Origin of the sequence: Actinomadura viridis, from assembly GCF_015751755.1 — a bacterium.
GTDB classification, from domain to species: domain Bacteria; phylum Actinomycetota; class Actinomycetes; order Streptosporangiales; family Streptosporangiaceae; genus Spirillospora; species Spirillospora viridis.
This window is the reverse complement of sequence record NZ_JADOUA010000001.1, coordinates 293,286-309,067: the sequence shown is the minus strand read 5'-3', so window position 1 is coordinate 309,067 and position 15,782 is coordinate 293,286. Positions and strand designations below refer to the sequence as shown.

Below are 15,782 nucleotides of genomic sequence, written 5' to 3'. Positions count from 1 at the left end.
GGACGGCTGGGTTGTGCGGTGCCCCCGGGCGGCCAGGCATCAGGCCCCAAAGCGGAGGACCGTTGGCCAAGCCCAGCACACCGCGCTATTACCCAGGGATGATGCGTTCTCAGCGGATGTGGGCCCGAGGAGCCGTTTCCGTTAAGTGATCATGCCGTTCGATGGTCGTCGCTATCATGCCGCCATGGGAAACGCGGGGGCGATCGACTGGCGGGAACTGGCGGACAGGTGCGGGTACGACGGACCCGACGACCTGTGGCTCAGGGCGCTGCGTGCGTTGTGTTCCACCGACGATGACGAGGCGGACTTCGACGATCCGTGGGCGTTCATCGGGGACAACATCGAATCGCTCGGCTGGTCCGATGTGGCGAGCCTGGTGGCTCTGATAACCAACCGTGAGGCGGTTCCCGAGCACCGCGAGGCCCTGGTCGACGTGCTGACCAGGGCGGCGACCGGCACGGGTGACGTGGTGCCGTTCGGATATCCGGCCGCGTCCACCCTCGCCGAGGCGAAGGCGATCGCCGCCGGTGAACGGGAGCCCGGCCCGGGCTGGGAGGCCGACGTCCAGCGCGTCCGGCAGCAGCGGTTCCTGATCCGGGTCGACGCGTACTACGACGTCGCCGAGGTGCTGCCGGACCTGCTGCCGCTGCTGGCCGACGACGATCTCAGCGTACGGCGCGGCGTGGCCAACCTGGTCGGCTGCTTCCCGGAGAAGGCCGGGATCGTGCTCCCGTCGCTGCGGGCCAGGCTGGACGTGGAGACCGTCCCCGGTGTGCTGGCAACGGTGGCGGTCTCGGCGGCGATGCTGGTCCACGCTACGGATCCCACCGACGCGACACTGGCCGACGCCCTGACCGGGTTGCTCACGGCGGAGTCCCCGACACTCCGTGGTGGGGCGGCGGTGGCGCTGGCGCGGCTGCGTGGCCCGGACGTGCCGCCCGCTGCGGTGGACGAGCTGCTGGTCTGGGCGGCGCGGCCCAAGTCGGCGCGGTACACCGCCTTCGATCTCGCCGAGGCGGCTGTGTGCTGTCTGCGGATGTGCGAGGTGCCGGCGGATCGGGCGCTGCCCGTGCTCGTTGAGTCACTGCCCCGGCTTGATTTCTCCCAGGGCCTCAACCTGGCGCGCCCGCTGCTGGAGTACACGTTCCCGGACGGGCCGATCGAAAAGGGGCAGCCGTTCGACGCGCTCACCCCGACCCAGCGGTGGGTGATGCGCGCGGTCGCCGCAGCCCGCAACCTGTGGGCGGCCGGCAACTTCGATGACATCATGGCCGAGTACGGCCTGCCCGCCTCGGCGGTGAAGACGGAAGGCGAACCCGAGCCGTTCCAGGCGTGGGTGACCCTGGGCCAGCAGAACACCACCATCACCGAACGCGGCGTCGGCCAGGGCGCCTTTCTCCTGCGCGTCGGTATGGAGCACGCAGATCACGTGACCCGGATCAAGAAGCGGGTCGATGACCGGCTCCACGAGGAATGGTCGTCGACGTACGAGGACGGTGAGAGTTTCCTCGACTTCCTCGACACCCTGTTCGACGCCTACATCGCCGAGTTCCGCACCCAGTTCCCCGGCACCCAGGTACAGGTGCGCAAACGGAACCGGTTGGAGCTGTCGGTTTTGGAAGGGCCGCCCACCTTCGTGGCACCGGTCGGCACGCCCGGCTGAACACTGGTCAGGGGGCATCAACGGGCAATGCACGGAGAACCTGTCAAGAGCGGGGATGTGGGGTGGGTCAGTGGGGTCGCCGGCCGACGATGCGCGGGGTGAGATCGCGCGGATGGCGCAGGACCTGGAGGCGGTGGTCGAGCAGTTCGGGGATCTGAAGGGGCTGCTGGAGCGGACGCTGCCGGTCCTTGGAGAGCCGGATTCGGGGCAGGCCTTTCACGACGCTGCCGAGGTGTTGACCGATGAGCTGGACGAGATGGCCGTCCACCAGCTCTCCATGCTGCTCAGCGAGTTGTGGCTGTACCGCAACGGCGCTGCTCCGCGAGCGCCGCTTCCGGTGGACGGGCGGGCGGCGGGCGGGGCGCTCACCGGGGACGAGCGCAGCATGTTGCCGGCGATCCTGGAGGTCGCGGTCAACCTCGCGGGATATCTCGGCAGCGCCGCGATCGGCGGGGTCGTCGGGAACCGCACCGACGCGCGGGTGCGGCGGATCGTTCAGGGCGTGCATGAGCGGTGGCGGGCCCGCCGTGGCGGCCCGCATGATCCGTTGACGCGGGACGAGGCGGTCGAGGTGGCCGTGGCCGCTGTCGCCGCCGAGGGTTACGAGGATTGCGAGGTGCTCGGTGCCGTGCCGCGTGCCGATTCCGGCTCGTGGGTGGTTCGGATGAGCGCGGGTGCCGAGACGCTCACGGTCGCCGTGCCGCCCGGCGACCCGTCCCGTGCGCGGGTGGTCATCCGCATCTCCTGACCCCTCATTGGCCGATGTAGACGAACGGTGCCCAGAAGTACGGGTCGGAGAACGGGCGGGAATCGGGTTCCTGCGGGATCGCGTCCCGCACGGCGGCCATGGCGCGCTGGGCTCCGGGGGAACGGGTCTCGTTCTCCCGCGCCGCCTGGAGGAGTTCGGGGTCGGATCGCAGGAGTGTGCCGAGTTCCTCGGCGGTGAGCGCCGACAGCCATCGCTGGGCGCGGGCGAGCGCGCGCCACGGCTGCATCGGCTCGCCGTCCCCGTCAGGGTCGCCGCTGAGGTGGTACAGGTAGAAGCGCGACATCAGCAGCGCGGTGGACAGGTCGTTCACCGGCCACAGGGCGCCGATCACGCCGGGCGTGCCGGAGATCATCACGGCGGTGGCCAGCCCGAGCGACTCGTCCGTTGTCAGGTGCGAGCCGACCAGCGAGCTCTGGCACGCGGACAGCACCGCCAGCCGTGCCGCTGGGAACGGCCGCTCGCGCACGAGGTCCTCCAGCGTGAGCCGTCTCCCGCCGGCCAGCGCCAGGTAGGGCGTCTCGGCGGCGGTGTACGGTACCGCGCCGTGGCACGCCAGGTGCACGTGCGTCGCCGCGCGTGCCGCTTCCGCCAGGCGTTCGGGGGTCGCGTCCTCGCCGTACAGGCAGGTGGCCTGGTCGAAGAGCGCGGCTATCCGCTGGAGTTCGCGGGCGGCGAAGCGGAGCGGACTGTCGTGCGGGAGCGGGTTGCCCACTCCGGCCAGCGACGGCGTGGGCCAGTCCTGCCTCGCGCGGTCGCGGGCGTAGGACACGACCCGTGACGAGGGCGCGAACATGACCGGCAGGTCGTCGATGAGGCAGCGGCCGTCGGTGTCGTCGGTGTAGGGGATGGCGTGCAACGGCATGGTGGCCAAGGGGCCGCAGGGAATGAGGACCACGCTGGACGGCCCAAGGTCCGCCAGCGCTCGAGCCAGCGGGTGCAGGACCGTCCGGCCGAGCAGGTGCAGGCGGGGCAGCTCTTCGCGACCGGTCCGCAGGAGCGCGTCCGGTTCATCCCACAGTGCGCCGAAGCTGAGGGACGCCTGGCCGTCCGCGAAGCGCGTCTCGACGATGTTGTACAGCAGCCTCAGGTAGCCCGCCATGACCGGGAAGACGGTGTCGGGGGAGGCCGAGCGGTTGAGGAGGTCGTACAGGTCGTCGCCGGTGAGACCGTCGATCCACTGGGGCCGTACGGTCATGCCGTCCGGGCCATCGGCCGTGACGAGGAGGGTCAGCGAGCCCCACGGAGTGGTGTTGAGGTAGGCGATCGGCACGTCCGGACGGACGGCCGCCCGGACCGTCTCCGCTCCGGGTGGCTGCTGGAAGGCCGCGTACCCGTCCAGGTCGCGGATCCTGCGCACCACGCCGTCGAGGGCCCGCTTCGCCGCCTGCGTACGGTGCGCCAACTGGATCAGGCGGTCTCCCACGTCGGTGAAGATGTCGCCGGCGTTGTGGATGCGGTGCAGACGGTCGGCGGCGTCGCGGTAGAGCCGGTGCAGCCGCGGATGTTCGCCGGCCAGGCGCTCCAGCTGGCGCCGGTCGTGGCCCAGGGCGTCGCCCAGCACACGGGCGCGGCCGCTTTCCAGGAGGGCGACCGCCTCGGTGAGCCGTCCCGCCTTCGCCAGGCAGTACGAGCCCAACCTGGGCACCTGACCGGTGCGTTCCAGCAGGTGGTTGCGGCGGCCGAGCTGGGTGAGCGCGGCCGGGTAGAGGGCCTCACCGGCTTTCCAAGCCAGCTGGAAGGCGTCCGCGGCCTCGCCCCACCGGTGTTGCGCGGCCATGACCAGGCCGAGCTGTTCGGCGACGCCCGCGCACAGTCCCGGGTCGCTGTCGATGGTGTGGACGGTCAGGACGTCGGCCAGCAGCTTCGCGCGTTCCTTCCAGTGGCCCCGCCCGGACACGGCGGCGTCCTGCTCCAGGGCAGCCGCGAGGAGAATGCGACTGCGCGCCCAGGCCACCGGATCGTTGTCGCGGTCGTGCACCTTGGCCGCGGCCCGCAGGTCGGTGATACGGCGTTCGATCACGTCGGGGGATGCCGCTTCCCCTACCGGCCTCGCCTCTTCCCGGAGCGATTCCAGCGCCTCGGCCAGAAGTTCCCGGGGGGAACGCGGCGCCTGCGCGTCGTCCGGCCGCGGCGGGTCCGGTGCCGGCGGCGAAGGGCTCGGCGTGTCGTGGCCTGCCGGGGCGTTCTCCTCCAGCATTGCCAGCGCTTCCATCGCCCTCGCCCAGCCCTGCGGGTCCGCCGAGCGGGTACGGACCGACATGGCGTTGTGCAGCGATTCGCGCGCCAGCGCGAGGTCCTGCCGGGCGTTGCCCTCGGGTGAGCCCGCCGACGCCCGCCTGCCGTACACCAGGCCCAGGCTCTGCTGGATCATCGCCCATCCGTCGGGGTACGCGCGGCGGTCGCAGGTCCGGAGGGCGGCTTGCAGGTGCTGGACGGCGCGGTCCAGGTTGCCGCCCCGGTCGCCCGCCACGCGATAGTCGTAGGCGGCGCCGAGCGCATGGTGCGTGACCCACCAGTCATGAGGGTTCTGCCGGGGGTCGAGTGCGTCGACCGCCTCGGCCAGATGCCGCAGCGCGAGTTCGATGTTCACGGCGGGGTCACCGCGCTTGCGCGCGTTGTAGGCGACGCCGAGCGCGTGTTGCACCTGCGGCCACGCGTTGGAGTCCGGTGTCAGGGAGCGCAGCGCCTCCTTGAACACTTCGATGGCCTGCTCCACGTTCTCGGCCCGGTCGCCGGCGAGGCGGTCGAGGTAGGTCTCGCCGAGCTGGCGCATCGCTGCGACCCGCTGCCCGCGACCGGGGTCCTCCTGGCACACCTCGAGGACGTTTCGATAGCAGTCGAGCGCGCATTCTAGATGGTCCCGGCGCGCTCCTTTCCGCCGTCTCCTATAGGCGGTGCCGAGTGCGATCATGGCGTCCGCCCAAAGGGAGGGCTGGAACGGGATCAGCGGCGCGTACCCCTCGACCGCGGTCCGCAGTTCCGCGACGGCCTTCTCGACGAGCGCCGGGTCCGGCGGCGTCCCGGCCTGGTCGAGATACCGCGTCCCGGCGTGGTACGCCTTCTGCGACCGCGTCACCGACGCCACCGTCACCCCGGCGTCGAGCAGCGCCTGCCCGTCCAGCGCCCTTCGCGGTCCGCCCTGCGCCGGTACGGAACCTGCCGTCTCGGCCGTGGTACGCCGCCGCTTGAAGAACGCCACTGTCCGCAGCCTCCTGGTTTCGCTTCGTCGTCGGCACCTACGAAACCCTCGTGGGGCACGGACGGCAACCTCCTTCCATGAATTGACGACCCCGTCCCCCGGCCCGCTGGGCACGCCCTCAGGTTGAGCGGATGTGCCGATGGAGGTCCGATACACTTACAGACACGTTTGTTCTGTCGAAGTGGGAGCGGGATGGGGCCACTCCAGCCGGGGGATCCCGCCGGCGTCGGCGGGTACCGGATCCTCGCCCGGCTCGGCGCGGGCGGGATGGGCGTCGTCTACCTCGCCCGGTGCCCGAGGAGGACGGGACGTTCCGTATCGTCGTGGCCGGCACCGACGCCGGCCTGCCGAACCTGCTGGACACCGCCGGGCACCCCGAGGGCTGGATCCTGTTCCGCTGGCTGCTCGCGGACAAGCCGGCCATGCCCGACGTCGAACGGGTGCCGCTGGAGGGCCTGCTGCAAGATCATGAAAGCGCGGCCCCGCCCCGGGACCCGGGGGATCGGGGTCGTCGGTGATGCTGGAAGGACTGACGTCGATGAACCGCCTGCCAGGGCTCGCCCTCACCGCCGTGCTCGGCTTCACGGCGGCGTGTTCCGCCGGAGCCGCCGACAAGGCCGGCGTCCCCGCCGATCCGTCGCCCCGGGCTCCCGGCGCGCCCGCCTGGGAGAAGGTGGCGCCTTCCGCGGCCGGCCTGGACGCGGCCGAACTCGAAAGGATCGCGGCACGGGCGAAGACGGGGAAGTCGAACTGCCTCGCCGTACTCCGCGACGGAAAGCTGGCCGGCGAATGGTACTTCGGTGGCACCGAGGCGACCACCACCCAGAACGTGTGGTCGGCCACCAAGTCGATCACCAGCGTGCTCGTGGGAATCGCGCAGGACGACGGCGCCCTGCGCGTCGACGACAGCGCCTCGAAATGGATCGAGGAATGGAAGGGAACCCCCGCCGAAGCGGTGACGGTCCGCGACCTTCTCAGCAATGACTCCGGGCGGGAATGGGCCTTTACGACCGACTACCGGCGGCTCCTCGCCGCCCAGGATCGCACGAAGTTCGCCATCGGCCTGAAACAGCAGCACAAGCCCGGCGAGATCTGGGTCTACAACAACTCCGCCATCCAGACCTTGCAGCGCGTCCTCCAGAAATCCACCGGGCGGGACGTGGCCCGCTTCGCGGAGGAACGCCTGTTCCGGCCGCTGGGCATGAACCGTACGACCATGACCGCCGATCGCACCGGGAACGCGCAGACGTTCATGGGGGTGAACTCGACCTGCCACGACATGGCCCGGTTCGGCCAGATGATGCTCGACAAGGGGCGGGTGCGCGGCAGGCAGGTCGTGTCCGCCGCCTACGTGAAGGCGGCCACCGGCAAGCCGTCGACGAAGCTGAACGCCGCCTACGGCTACCTGTGGTGGCTGAACCGGCCCGGCCCCGTCCTGAGCCCGCGCGCGGCGACCGACCTGGGCGGGGCCGGCCGGCCGGCGGCCACCCGGGGCAGGCTGGTCCCGGGCGCCCCGCCCCAGCTGTACTGGGCCCTGGGGCTGGGCAACCAGCTCGTCCAGGTCGATCCGGAGACCAGGACCGTCGTCGTCCGCCTCGGGAAGATGGAGCCGCGGCCCAAGCCGCCGACGTTCGGCCCCGCCGAGGCGGCCGAGGTCGTCACCAAGGCCGTCACCCGGTAGCGCGAGAAGGCGCCGCCCCAACCCCGAGGCGGCGCCTTCCGCCGGCGGCGGCGCCGGTCAGCCGTTGGCCGCCGCCAGGTAGATGCCCCGCGCCATCAGGGACGTCGCCGCCTCCGAGAGCGCGGTGAAGACGCGGCGGTGCTCGTCCCGGACGCCGTCGTCCTTCGGCGCGGCCCGGTAGGCCAGCTCGATGAGGGAGGCCGCGATCCGCGGCTCGCCGTCGGCCAGCGCGCGCCGGGCACGGTCGGCGAGAACGTCGGCGCCGCCGGCGAGATCGGCCAGCACCGCGGCGAAGTCGTCCGACCGGGGCGGCTTGAGCGACGCCGGGTCGCCGTCCCACCAGCCCCCGTAGAGCCGCCAGATGTTCCGGACGATGAACTCGGGCTCGTCGTACGCGGCGCGCAGGTAGGGCTTGGCGGCCAGGTCCTCCGGCGGGCGGACGGTGTGGATGATCTCGTCCAGGCGCGCGCCGCGGTTCATCAGTTCCAGGGTCTGCGAGAGCAGCGACTCCAGGTACTCCGCGACGTCCGTCAGCGCGGTACGGACGCGCTCCTTCCCGGCGATGGGGACCCCGTGCCCGGGGATCAGGAGCGACGCGTCGAGCTCGGCCATCGCGCGCAGCGCCGCGGCCCATTCGGCCGGGTAGCGCTGGACCTTCTGCGGGTTGCCGCAGTTGGGCGAGTTCCAGATGAACAGGTCGCCGGGCAGGATGATCTCCCGTTCGGGGACGTACGCCCAGGTGTGGTCATCGGTCTCGCCCCGCGCGTAGTGCAGTTCGAAGGTGAGGTCGCCGGACCGCAGGTGATGGTGCTCGCGATAGGTGACGTCCGGGTACCGGTACGAATCCGGCCAGCGGAACCGGGGATTGGCGAACTGCCGCCGGTTCACCACCTGGTTGTAGTCCTTGGTCAGGGCGTAACGTTCGAACCGGGCCTTCACGGCCTCATGGGCGATGACGACGGGACGGTCCCAGCCGTTCTCCTCCGCCTCGTCGTCGAAGGGGCCGACGCCGAATACGTGATCGATGTGCCCGTGCGAGAAGATCGCGTATCGGACCGGGTCGGCGCACCACGCGCGAATGGCCCGGTGATTGCGTCGCGCCGTGGCCGGATCGCCCGTGTCGAAGAGCACCAGTCCCTCGCCCGTCCGGAAGGCGATCACGTTCGCGAAGGTGGGCACCACGGCGACGTCGTCGGCGACCTCGAAGGCGGTCTCAGGGGGCAGGTCCCCGTTCAGCAGCCCTTCCATGCCGAGCTCGTTCCGCCACACTTTTTCCGCATACCGCATCAGCATGACCACACTATTGCACTCAGAGTGCAAAACCGCCAGTCCCGCCCCGGAAAGGGCGCACGAGGGCATGGCCGGAGGCCCGGACGCGGGCAGGGGAACGACCCTCCGGGCGGTGGACGCCGGAGGGCCGGACGGGGTGATCAGTTCGCGAGCAGCCGGCTCAGCATCTCGCGGAAGCAGCGGCGCCTCTCGTCCGCGCCGAGCCGCCGCAGCTGGTACCAGGCGCCCCAGCTGACGGCGGCGTCCACGATGTGGGGGAGGTCGGGGTCGCGGCCGGCGAACTCGGCCGCGAACACCTCGCCCGCCATCCCCAGCAGCCACGCGTCGGCGTCGTCGATGAGCCCGGAGACCACCGGCGACCAGGACGCCGCGAGCCCCACCCGGCGGACCGGGGTCATGGTCTCGTACAGCCGTTCGAGCTGGTCCACGAAGCGGCCGATGCGCTCGGCCAGCGGGAGGCCGGGGTCGATCGCCTCCACGGTGCCGAGCAGCCGTTCGGCCTGGGCGCGCCCGGCCTCCGCGTACAGCTCCTCCAGGTCGGAGAAGTGCACGAAGACGCTGCGGCGCGACACCCCGGCGCGCGTGGCGATGACAGCCGCGGTCGGTGCCCGGCCGGTCTCGCGCAGGAGATCCAGGAGGGCTTCGGTGATCGCCCTGCGCGTCTGCTCCGGGCCGCGTGAGCGCCGTGGCGAGGTGGCCGTCCCCATAGCACGGTCAGTAGATCAGCCCCCTCGGCCCGGCGCAACCGCGCCCCGGCTCAGGCCCGGCGGACCCGGCGGGCCGGTGGCTCGTGCCGGGCCGGGCGGCCGGGCCGGGCGGTGAGCAGGGCGACGACCTGCCCGGGCGTGCGGCCCAGCTCGGCGCGCATCACACGGGTGAGATGGGCCTGGTCGCTGAAGCCGAGCCCGGCCGCGAGCGCGGCCAGATCGGTCTCGCCCTCCTCGATGCGGGCCAGGGCACGGCTGACGCGCGCCCGGTTGCGGTAGCGGCCGACCGGCATGCCGGTGTGATGCCGGAACGTACGGCTCAGATGGGACGGCGAGGTGCCCAGCAGCCGGGCGAGGGAGACCAGCCCGCCGCTCTCCGGGACGCCGGCGAGGATCGCCTCCCGGGCGAGGCGGGCGAGGCCGGCCCGTCCCGGGGCGGGCGGCGCTCCGGCGGGGCCGCCGCGCAGCGCCAGGGCGAGCAGGTCGAGCACCGTCTCCACCGCCCCGGACGGGTCGGCGCCCTGCCGCAGCAGCAGCCGGTGGGCCAGCTCCAGGCGGGCGTCGACCCGCACCTCGTGCGAGGACGGTGCCCGCACGGCGTCCTCCAGCCACGGCTCGCCGGTCAGGGCGCCGCCGACGAAGGTGATCGAGGTGCACACGTCGCCGCCGGCCGGATGGGCGAACCGCTGCACCGCGCCCGGCCCGTGCAGGTAGCCGGTCGTCGGGTCGATCGTCAGCGTGCCGGCCCGGCCGCTCCGGTGCGAGGCGTCGAGCCGGAAGCGGCCCCGCCGTGCCAGGACGACCTGCACCGCCCCCGTCTCCTGGGGCTCGGACCAGCCGGTGTGGCGGTCGTGGCAGGTCACCTCACGGACGACCAGGTCCGGGCCATCGATCAGGACACGAGCGGAACGCACGCCGCGGACTCTACCCGGCGGCTCCCTCGGCTCCGGCGGCTCCGGCGGCTCCGGCGGGGCCGGTCGGTCCAGTCGGTCCGGTCGTCCGGCGGGTCCGCGATGCGCACATTTCTTCAAGACCGAGGACGGGCACGGCACCGACACTCGTCGGCATGACCGTCCTGACCCGTCCCGGCGCCGCCCCCCGCATCCGCCGGGGGCCGCTGCTCGCCGTCCTGCTCACCGGCCAGGCGATGGCGTCCATGGACGGCTCGATCGTGTCCGTGTCGGCGCAGGCCGTGCGCGAGCAGCTCGGGGCGGGCGGCGCCGCGATCCAGCTGATCGTCTCGGGGTACCTGCTGACCACCGGAGTGCTGCTGATCACCTGCGCGCGCCTCGGGGACGTCCTCGGGCACCGCCGGGTGTTCCTGCTCGGCCTGGCGTGGTTCACCGCGGCGTCGCTGCTGTGCGGGCTGGCCCCGACGGCCGGGGCCCTGGTGGCGGCGCGGGTCGCGCAGGCCGTGGGCGCGGCCCTGCTGGTGCCCCAGGTGTTCTCGCTCATCCAGGTGCACTGGGACGGCGCCGCGCGCCGCACGGCGATCGGGCTCTACAGCATGGTGCTCGCCCTCGGGGTCGCGCTCGGCCAGGTCGTCGGGGGTCTGGTCGTCGGCGCCGACCTGTTCGGCCTCGGCTGGCGGCCCGCGTTCCTGGTCAACGTGCCCGCAGGCGTGCTCCTCCTGGTGGCCGCCCCGCGCGTGATGGCCGCCGCCGGCCCCGTCCCGGGCCGGGAACGGCCTCGCCTGGACCTGCCCGGCGTCGCGCTGCTGACCGTCGCGATGACCGCGTTCACCGCACCCCTCATCTTCGGGCCGGACGCGGGCTGGCCCCCGGCCGCCTGGATCTCGCTGGCCGGCGGCGCGGCGCTGCTCGCGGGCTTCGTCGTGCTGGAGAAGCGCCTCGGTGAACGCGGCCGGCAGCCCCTGCTCGACCTCGCGGTGGTACGGCCGGCCGGGGTGAGGGCCGGGCTGGCCGCCTGCTGGATCATCATGGGCTGCTACACCGCCTTCCTGCTGACGCTGACGCTGCATCTGCAGTCGGCCCTGCGGTTCTCGGCGCTCGAAGCGGGGCTGGCGTTCGTCCCGTACGCCCTCGGTTTCGGCGCGCTCAGCCTGACCTGGGGACGCGTGCCCGGACGGCTGCGGAACGCACTGCCGGTGGCCGGGCCGATCGCCTTCGCCGCCGGGGCGGGCACGCTGGTCCTGCTCGCGCGGGACGTGTGGCCGGGCGCGGTCTCCGTTCCGCTGCTGCTGCTCGCCGGGGCGGGCCACGCCGCCGGTTACGCCCCGCTGATCGCGCGGGTCTCGTCCCTGGTGGACGCACGGCTGGCCGGGGCGCTGTCGGCGCTCAACTCCACCGGCCCCATGCTGGCCGGTGTCATCGGGGTGGCCGCCCTGGGCAGCGTCTACTTCGCCGCGCCGGAGTCCGGGGAGGGGCTGCGGCGGGTCACCGCCGTGATGAGCCTGTTCCTCGTGGCCGGGGCCGGTTGCGCGCTGCGCGCGACGCTGGCCGCGCGGACGGCGGCGGATTCAGCCGGTCACCGATGACGCCTCCTCCCGGAGGGTGACCTTCGCTCGGGCGACCCGGGCCTCGACCAGGGAGGGATACCGGTCCTCGCCCAGGACGCCGCGCAACGCCAGGACCATGCGGCCGAAGCTGTGCGCGAAGTAGGTGCGCTCGGTGTACTGCTGGGGGCCGTAGAGCGGTTCCCCGCGCGACAGGCGCCGGCCGCGGTCCTGGTTCTCTGCGGCCATCCGCGCGAGGAACGCGGGATAGTCCAGGTCGGAGGGCAGCCCGGCCTCGCGGGCCATGAGCTGCTGGACCTTGACGCGGGTCAGGGTTTCGAGGGTACGGCGGCGGAGGACCTCACCGGGGACCTCCGCACCGTGGCGGCGCGTCCAGAATCCGGGCGCGTTCACGTCCGCGCCGTAGGTCGCGTGGAAGTGGCGGGCGACGGCCGCGCGGTGCTCCGCCATGCGCGCCGAGAACTCCGCGGCCGTCACGGGAGCGGTGTCGATCTCGGCGACCGTCCGCCAGGCCGCCGCGGACGCGGACGCGGACGCAGACGCAGACGGGGACGGTGAGCGCGGCGCCGGGGAGGGGACGGCCGGGCGCCCCGGGAGGAAGGCGAACGCGAACGCGGCGCCGGCCACGGCGAGCGCGACCGGCACCGCGAGCCGCCAGGGGACCCTCACTCGGTGACCGCGACGTCGTCGAAGACCGCCGCGGTGCTGTGCGCGCGGAGTCCGATCCTGCCCGCGGTGAGCTCGGTGGCGGGGTTGGTCCAGTCGAGTTTCTGCGCGCCGTCCACGAACGCCTTCACGTTGTTGCCGGCGACCGTGACCCTCAGCGTGTGGAACCGCCCCGCAGTGACCGCGGTCGCGGCACTGGCGACCAGGGTGAGGGTGCCGCCCACGCGCTTGTAGAGCTCGGCCCGGTCCCCGGTGTCGTTCAGCCTGAAGTGGTAGAAGTCGCCCGAGTCGGCGTACCGGAACAGCAGCCCCGCGTTGCCGCCCGCGGTGTCGATCCGTACCCGCGCCTGGTAGGAGTGGCCGCTCCAGGCGGCCGAACCGGCGTGGGCGATGCTCTCGCCGGTGGCGGCGGTCTGCGCGTACCCGCCGCCGGTCGCGCTCCAGGTGCCGCCGGCCGTGGTCCAGCCCGCGGCGTCGCCGTCGGCGAAGTCGTCGGAGAACAGCACCACCGGAGCCGCGCCGGCGGACTCGTGCACGCCGCGGTCGGGGGCCTGGAGGTACAGCGTCGTGCCGAAGAAGTCCCTGCCCCCGTTGCCCGTGACGGCCACGCCCGAGTCGATGGCGGGCGAGCCCTGCCGGAGCTTGTAGGCGTCGGCGGTGGCCCGTCCCGTCGCCCCTCCGGGGTTCACGAAGCGGGGATCGGCGATGATCTTGTTCGGGTCGGACGGGGTGGAGGCGGCGTTCCCGTAGAACAGGTTGTGGCTGTAGACGGCGTTGCCGCCGGTGGTGTAGCCGCCGTTCCCGAGGTTGTAGAAGATGTTGTTGGTGTAGTACGCCTTGCCGTTGGCACCGGTGGCGGCGCCGGTCAGAGGCCCCGTCTGCCCCTGCGACCGGTAGAAGACGTTGTTGTAGACCCGGAGGTCGCCGGCCGTGCTGATCAGGTGGAACGCGCCGGTGCTGCGGTCCAGGTCGTTCTGCGAGACGTTGTAGCGGAACACGTTGTCGTCGGTGTCGTTCATGACGAGGAGCGTCCCGCCCTCGTTGTCGTGGCTGTAGTTGTACTGGTAGACGCTCCGGTAGACGAACTGGTCGAAGTCCCAGGGCTGGCCGTCGCCGTCGAGCCGGCGCGTCTCGGAAGCCTCGTTGTACTGGAAGACCGCGTCGGTGGCGTAGTACGGCCACTGGGCCGCGACCACCGCGATCCTGTCCAGGTACGGCAGCGTCGAGGTGGTCGAGGCACCGATCTTGCTGGTGGTGTTGTACTCGACGAGGGGCGCCCGGCCCGCCCGGACGAGGATGCCGTCACGGTGGACGCGCTCGACGTGGTTGTTGCGGATGACGACGCCGCTGAAAGCGTCGTACCGGTGCGTCCACGAGGAGTTGAAGAACGCGTCCGTCATCGTCTGGATGCCGGTGTCGGCCACGTTCACGACCGTGTTGCCCTCGATGAGGACGTCGGACCAGGTGCTCTCCGGCTGGGCGTCGGTGCCGCGGGCGTGGAAGTTGATGCCGCCGGTGCGCCGGTCGGTGCCGAACACGTCGTGGACGTCGACGTTCCTGACGTGCACGTGGGTGAAGTTCCCCGCGCCGGTCCCCTCGCCGACGACCAGGACGCCGCTGCGCCGCCGGTCGGTGGGCTGCTCGCCGCTGGTGATCTCCAGGTTGCCGATCTCCCAGTACGAGACGTTCCTCAGCCGGACGCCGAAGCCCTCACCGCCGACCGCGGTGTCGGCGAAGTCGATGACGGGCTTGGGGCCGGTGCCGTACCGGTCCAGGACGATCGGCGCGCCGGCCGCGCCGGAGCCGCGCAGGTCCAGGTACTGGCCGGACCAGATGCCGCCCGCCTTGAGCAGGATCCGGTCGCCGGGACCGAACGTCTGGGCACTGGCCTTGGCCAGGGTGCGCCAGGCCGACGTCTCCGAGGTGCCGCTCGCGGCGTCGGAGCCGTTCGCGGCGTCCAGGTAGTAGGTCGTTCCGGCGGCGGCGGACGCGGGCAGGGGGTGGAGGAGCACGGCGGCGAGCGCCAGGGCGGCCGAGACAGAGCGGATCCTCATCGCACCTCAGATTCGTATTAGTAATATCTGACCTGCGCCTTTATCAGCTCCCCCGATTCGTACCGGGAAGGTAGGTCACGCGGCCCGGTCCGTCAAGAGGCAGGTTTCCGACCGGTTTCGCGAGCATTTCCGGAAGCGCTATTGACAAGCCCGGCACCGGCTTGCCACGGTTGCCGCCAATACGAATCAGGGACGGGCCGCGAGACCGAGGCCCGAACGGGCTGATACGAACCAGGAGCATCGGATGGGCGAATCCAGGCGGCGGCCCCGCCAGGCCGACGTGGCCAAGCTGGCCGGGGTCTCCCAGCCGACGGTCTCGGCGGTCATCAACGGCCGGGGCGCCGAGACGGGCATCCCCGAGGCGACCGTCCGGCGGGTGCAGGAGGCGGTCCGGCAGCTGGGGTACGTCGCCAACCCGGCGGCCCGCAGCCTCAAGGGGAAGCGGAACCGGCTGCTCGGGGTGCACTCGTTCGAGTCGATGTTCCCGCTCGACCAGCTGGACTTCTACCACGAGTTCCTGGTCGGCATCGAGCAGCAGGCGGTCGCCGACGGCTACGACCTGGTGCTGTTCGCCTCGACCGAGGCCGCGGACGGCCGCCGCCGGGTCTACCGCGACGGCGTGAACCGGCTCGCGCTCGCCGACGGCAGCGTCCTGCTCGGCGTCGAGCACGGCTCGGCGGACCTGGCCAGGCTCGCCGCCGAGGGGTACCCGTTCGTCCACATAGGGCGCAGGACGGTGCCGGGCTCGGAGATCGCCTGGGTGGGCGCCGACTACGCGCCGGCGACCGAGGAGATCGTCCTGCGGCTCGCCGCCCTCGGGCACCGCCGGGTCGGCTACCTGGCCGCCCCCGAGCGCATGGAGGTCGTCCTCGACAAGGAGGCGGGCTACCGGGCCGGATGCGCGAAGGCGGGCCTGCCCGAGCTGATGTACCTGACGTCCCAGCTCGACCCCGCCTGGCTGGACGCCGCGCTGGCGGCCGGGCTCACCGCCGTCCTCGTGGAGAACGAGGACCTCGCCCGCCGCCTCGTCGGCGCGGTGCGCGGGCGCGGCCTGGCGGTGCCGGCGGACCTGTCCGTCGCCGTGCTGGTCACGATGGCCGAGCCGGGATGGAGCGGCCTGCGGATCCCCCGCAACGAGATGGGACGGACCGCGGTGAAGCTGCTCGCCCGGATGCTGTCGGGCCCGGTCCCGCCGGACGAAAGCCGGTTGCTGCTGCCCTGCGGCCTCCCCGACGAGCACATGATCGCCCCGCCGCGGGACCGGGACTGACCCCGGA

12 protein-coding genes are annotated in these 15,782 nt (G+C 72.3%); 6 read left to right on the top strand and 6 right to left on the bottom strand.

The window, feature by feature from the left end:
• The first annotated feature begins 184 nt into the window (after positions 1–184).
• Both IW256_RS01245 and IW256_RS01240 read left to right on the top strand, forming a co-directional pair.
• The gene (locus IW256_RS01245; RefSeq protein WP_197009187.1) at positions 185–1,663 is read left to right on the top strand and encodes a hypothetical protein; all 1,479 of its coding nucleotides are present in this window, start codon (positions 185–187) and stop codon (positions 1,661–1,663) included.
• Positions 1,664–1,775: 112 nt separating this feature from the next.
• The gene (locus tag IW256_RS01240) at positions 1,776–2,411 is read left to right on the top strand and encodes a hypothetical protein (RefSeq protein ID WP_197009186.1); all 636 of its coding nucleotides are present in this window, start codon (positions 1,776–1,778) and stop codon (positions 2,409–2,411) included.
• A 4-nt stretch (positions 2,412–2,415) separates the two neighbouring features.
• Here the strand turns inward: IW256_RS01240 and IW256_RS42620 are convergent, their stop codons facing one another.
• Positions 2,416–5,631, bottom strand: a complete 3,216-nt coding sequence (locus IW256_RS42620) for a CHAT domain-containing protein (RefSeq protein WP_197009185.1) — start codon at positions 5,629–5,631, stop codon at positions 2,416–2,418.
• Positions 5,632–5,921: 290 nt separating this feature from the next.
• On the opposite strand from IW256_RS42620, the gene IW256_RS01230 reads away from it, so the two are divergent.
• Positions 5,922–6,149, top strand: coding sequence for a hypothetical protein (locus IW256_RS01230; RefSeq protein ID WP_197009184.1), 228 nt, complete (start codon positions 5,922–5,924; stop codon positions 6,147–6,149).
• Between the two features lie 20 nt (positions 6,150–6,169).
• Positions 6,170–7,312: a serine hydrolase domain-containing protein gene (locus tag IW256_RS01225; protein WP_197009183.1), complete on the top strand. Its 1,143-nt coding sequence runs from the start codon at positions 6,170–6,172 to the stop codon at positions 7,310–7,312.
• Between the two features lie 57 nt (positions 7,313–7,369).
• Here the strand turns inward: IW256_RS01225 and IW256_RS01220 are convergent, their stop codons facing one another.
• From IW256_RS01220 to IW256_RS01210, 3 genes are all read right to left on the bottom strand, one after another.
• Positions 7,370–8,605 carry an alkyl sulfatase dimerization domain-containing protein gene (locus IW256_RS01220; RefSeq protein WP_197009182.1) on the bottom strand — a complete coding sequence of 412 codons (1,236 nt, stop codon included), beginning with the start codon at positions 8,603–8,605 and terminating at the stop codon, positions 7,370–7,372.
• Between the two features lie 137 nt (positions 8,606–8,742).
• Entirely contained in the window at positions 8,743–9,309 is a 567-nt protein-coding gene (locus IW256_RS01215; RefSeq protein WP_197009181.1) for a TetR/AcrR family transcriptional regulator, read from the bottom strand.
• 50 nt (positions 9,310–9,359) lie between these two features.
• Positions 9,360–10,223, bottom strand: coding sequence for a helix-turn-helix domain-containing protein (locus IW256_RS01210; protein WP_197009180.1), 864 nt, complete (start codon positions 10,221–10,223; stop codon positions 9,360–9,362).
• A 152-nt stretch (positions 10,224–10,375) separates the two neighbouring features.
• Between IW256_RS01210 and IW256_RS01205 the strand changes: the two genes are divergently transcribed.
• Complete coding sequence (locus IW256_RS01205; RefSeq protein ID WP_197009179.1) at positions 10,376–11,806, top strand: MFS transporter; 1,431 nt, start codon at positions 10,376–10,378, stop codon at positions 11,804–11,806.
• On the opposite strand, the gene IW256_RS01200 is transcribed toward IW256_RS01205, so the two are convergent.
• Together IW256_RS01200 and IW256_RS01195 are read right to left on the bottom strand one after the other, a co-directional pair.
• Positions 11,789–12,454, bottom strand: a complete 666-nt coding sequence (locus IW256_RS01200) for a hypothetical protein (protein WP_197009178.1) — start codon at positions 12,452–12,454, stop codon at positions 11,789–11,791. The two genes, IW256_RS01205 and IW256_RS01200, sit on opposite strands and share 18 nt — an antisense overlap.
• A complete protein-coding gene (locus tag IW256_RS01195; protein ID WP_197009177.1) occupies positions 12,451–14,505 on the bottom strand; it encodes a 3-keto-alpha-glucoside-1,2-lyase-like domain-containing protein in 2,055 nt (684 codons plus the stop codon). The genes IW256_RS01200 and IW256_RS01195 overlap by 4 nt, the downstream gene beginning before the upstream one ends.
• A 244-nt stretch (positions 14,506–14,749) precedes the next feature.
• On the opposite strand from IW256_RS01195, the gene IW256_RS01190 reads away from it, so the two are divergent.
• Complete coding sequence (locus IW256_RS01190) at positions 14,750–15,775, top strand: LacI family DNA-binding transcriptional regulator (protein ID WP_197009176.1); 1,026 nt, start codon at positions 14,750–14,752, stop codon at positions 15,773–15,775.
• Positions 15,776–15,782: the final 7 nt, after the last annotated feature.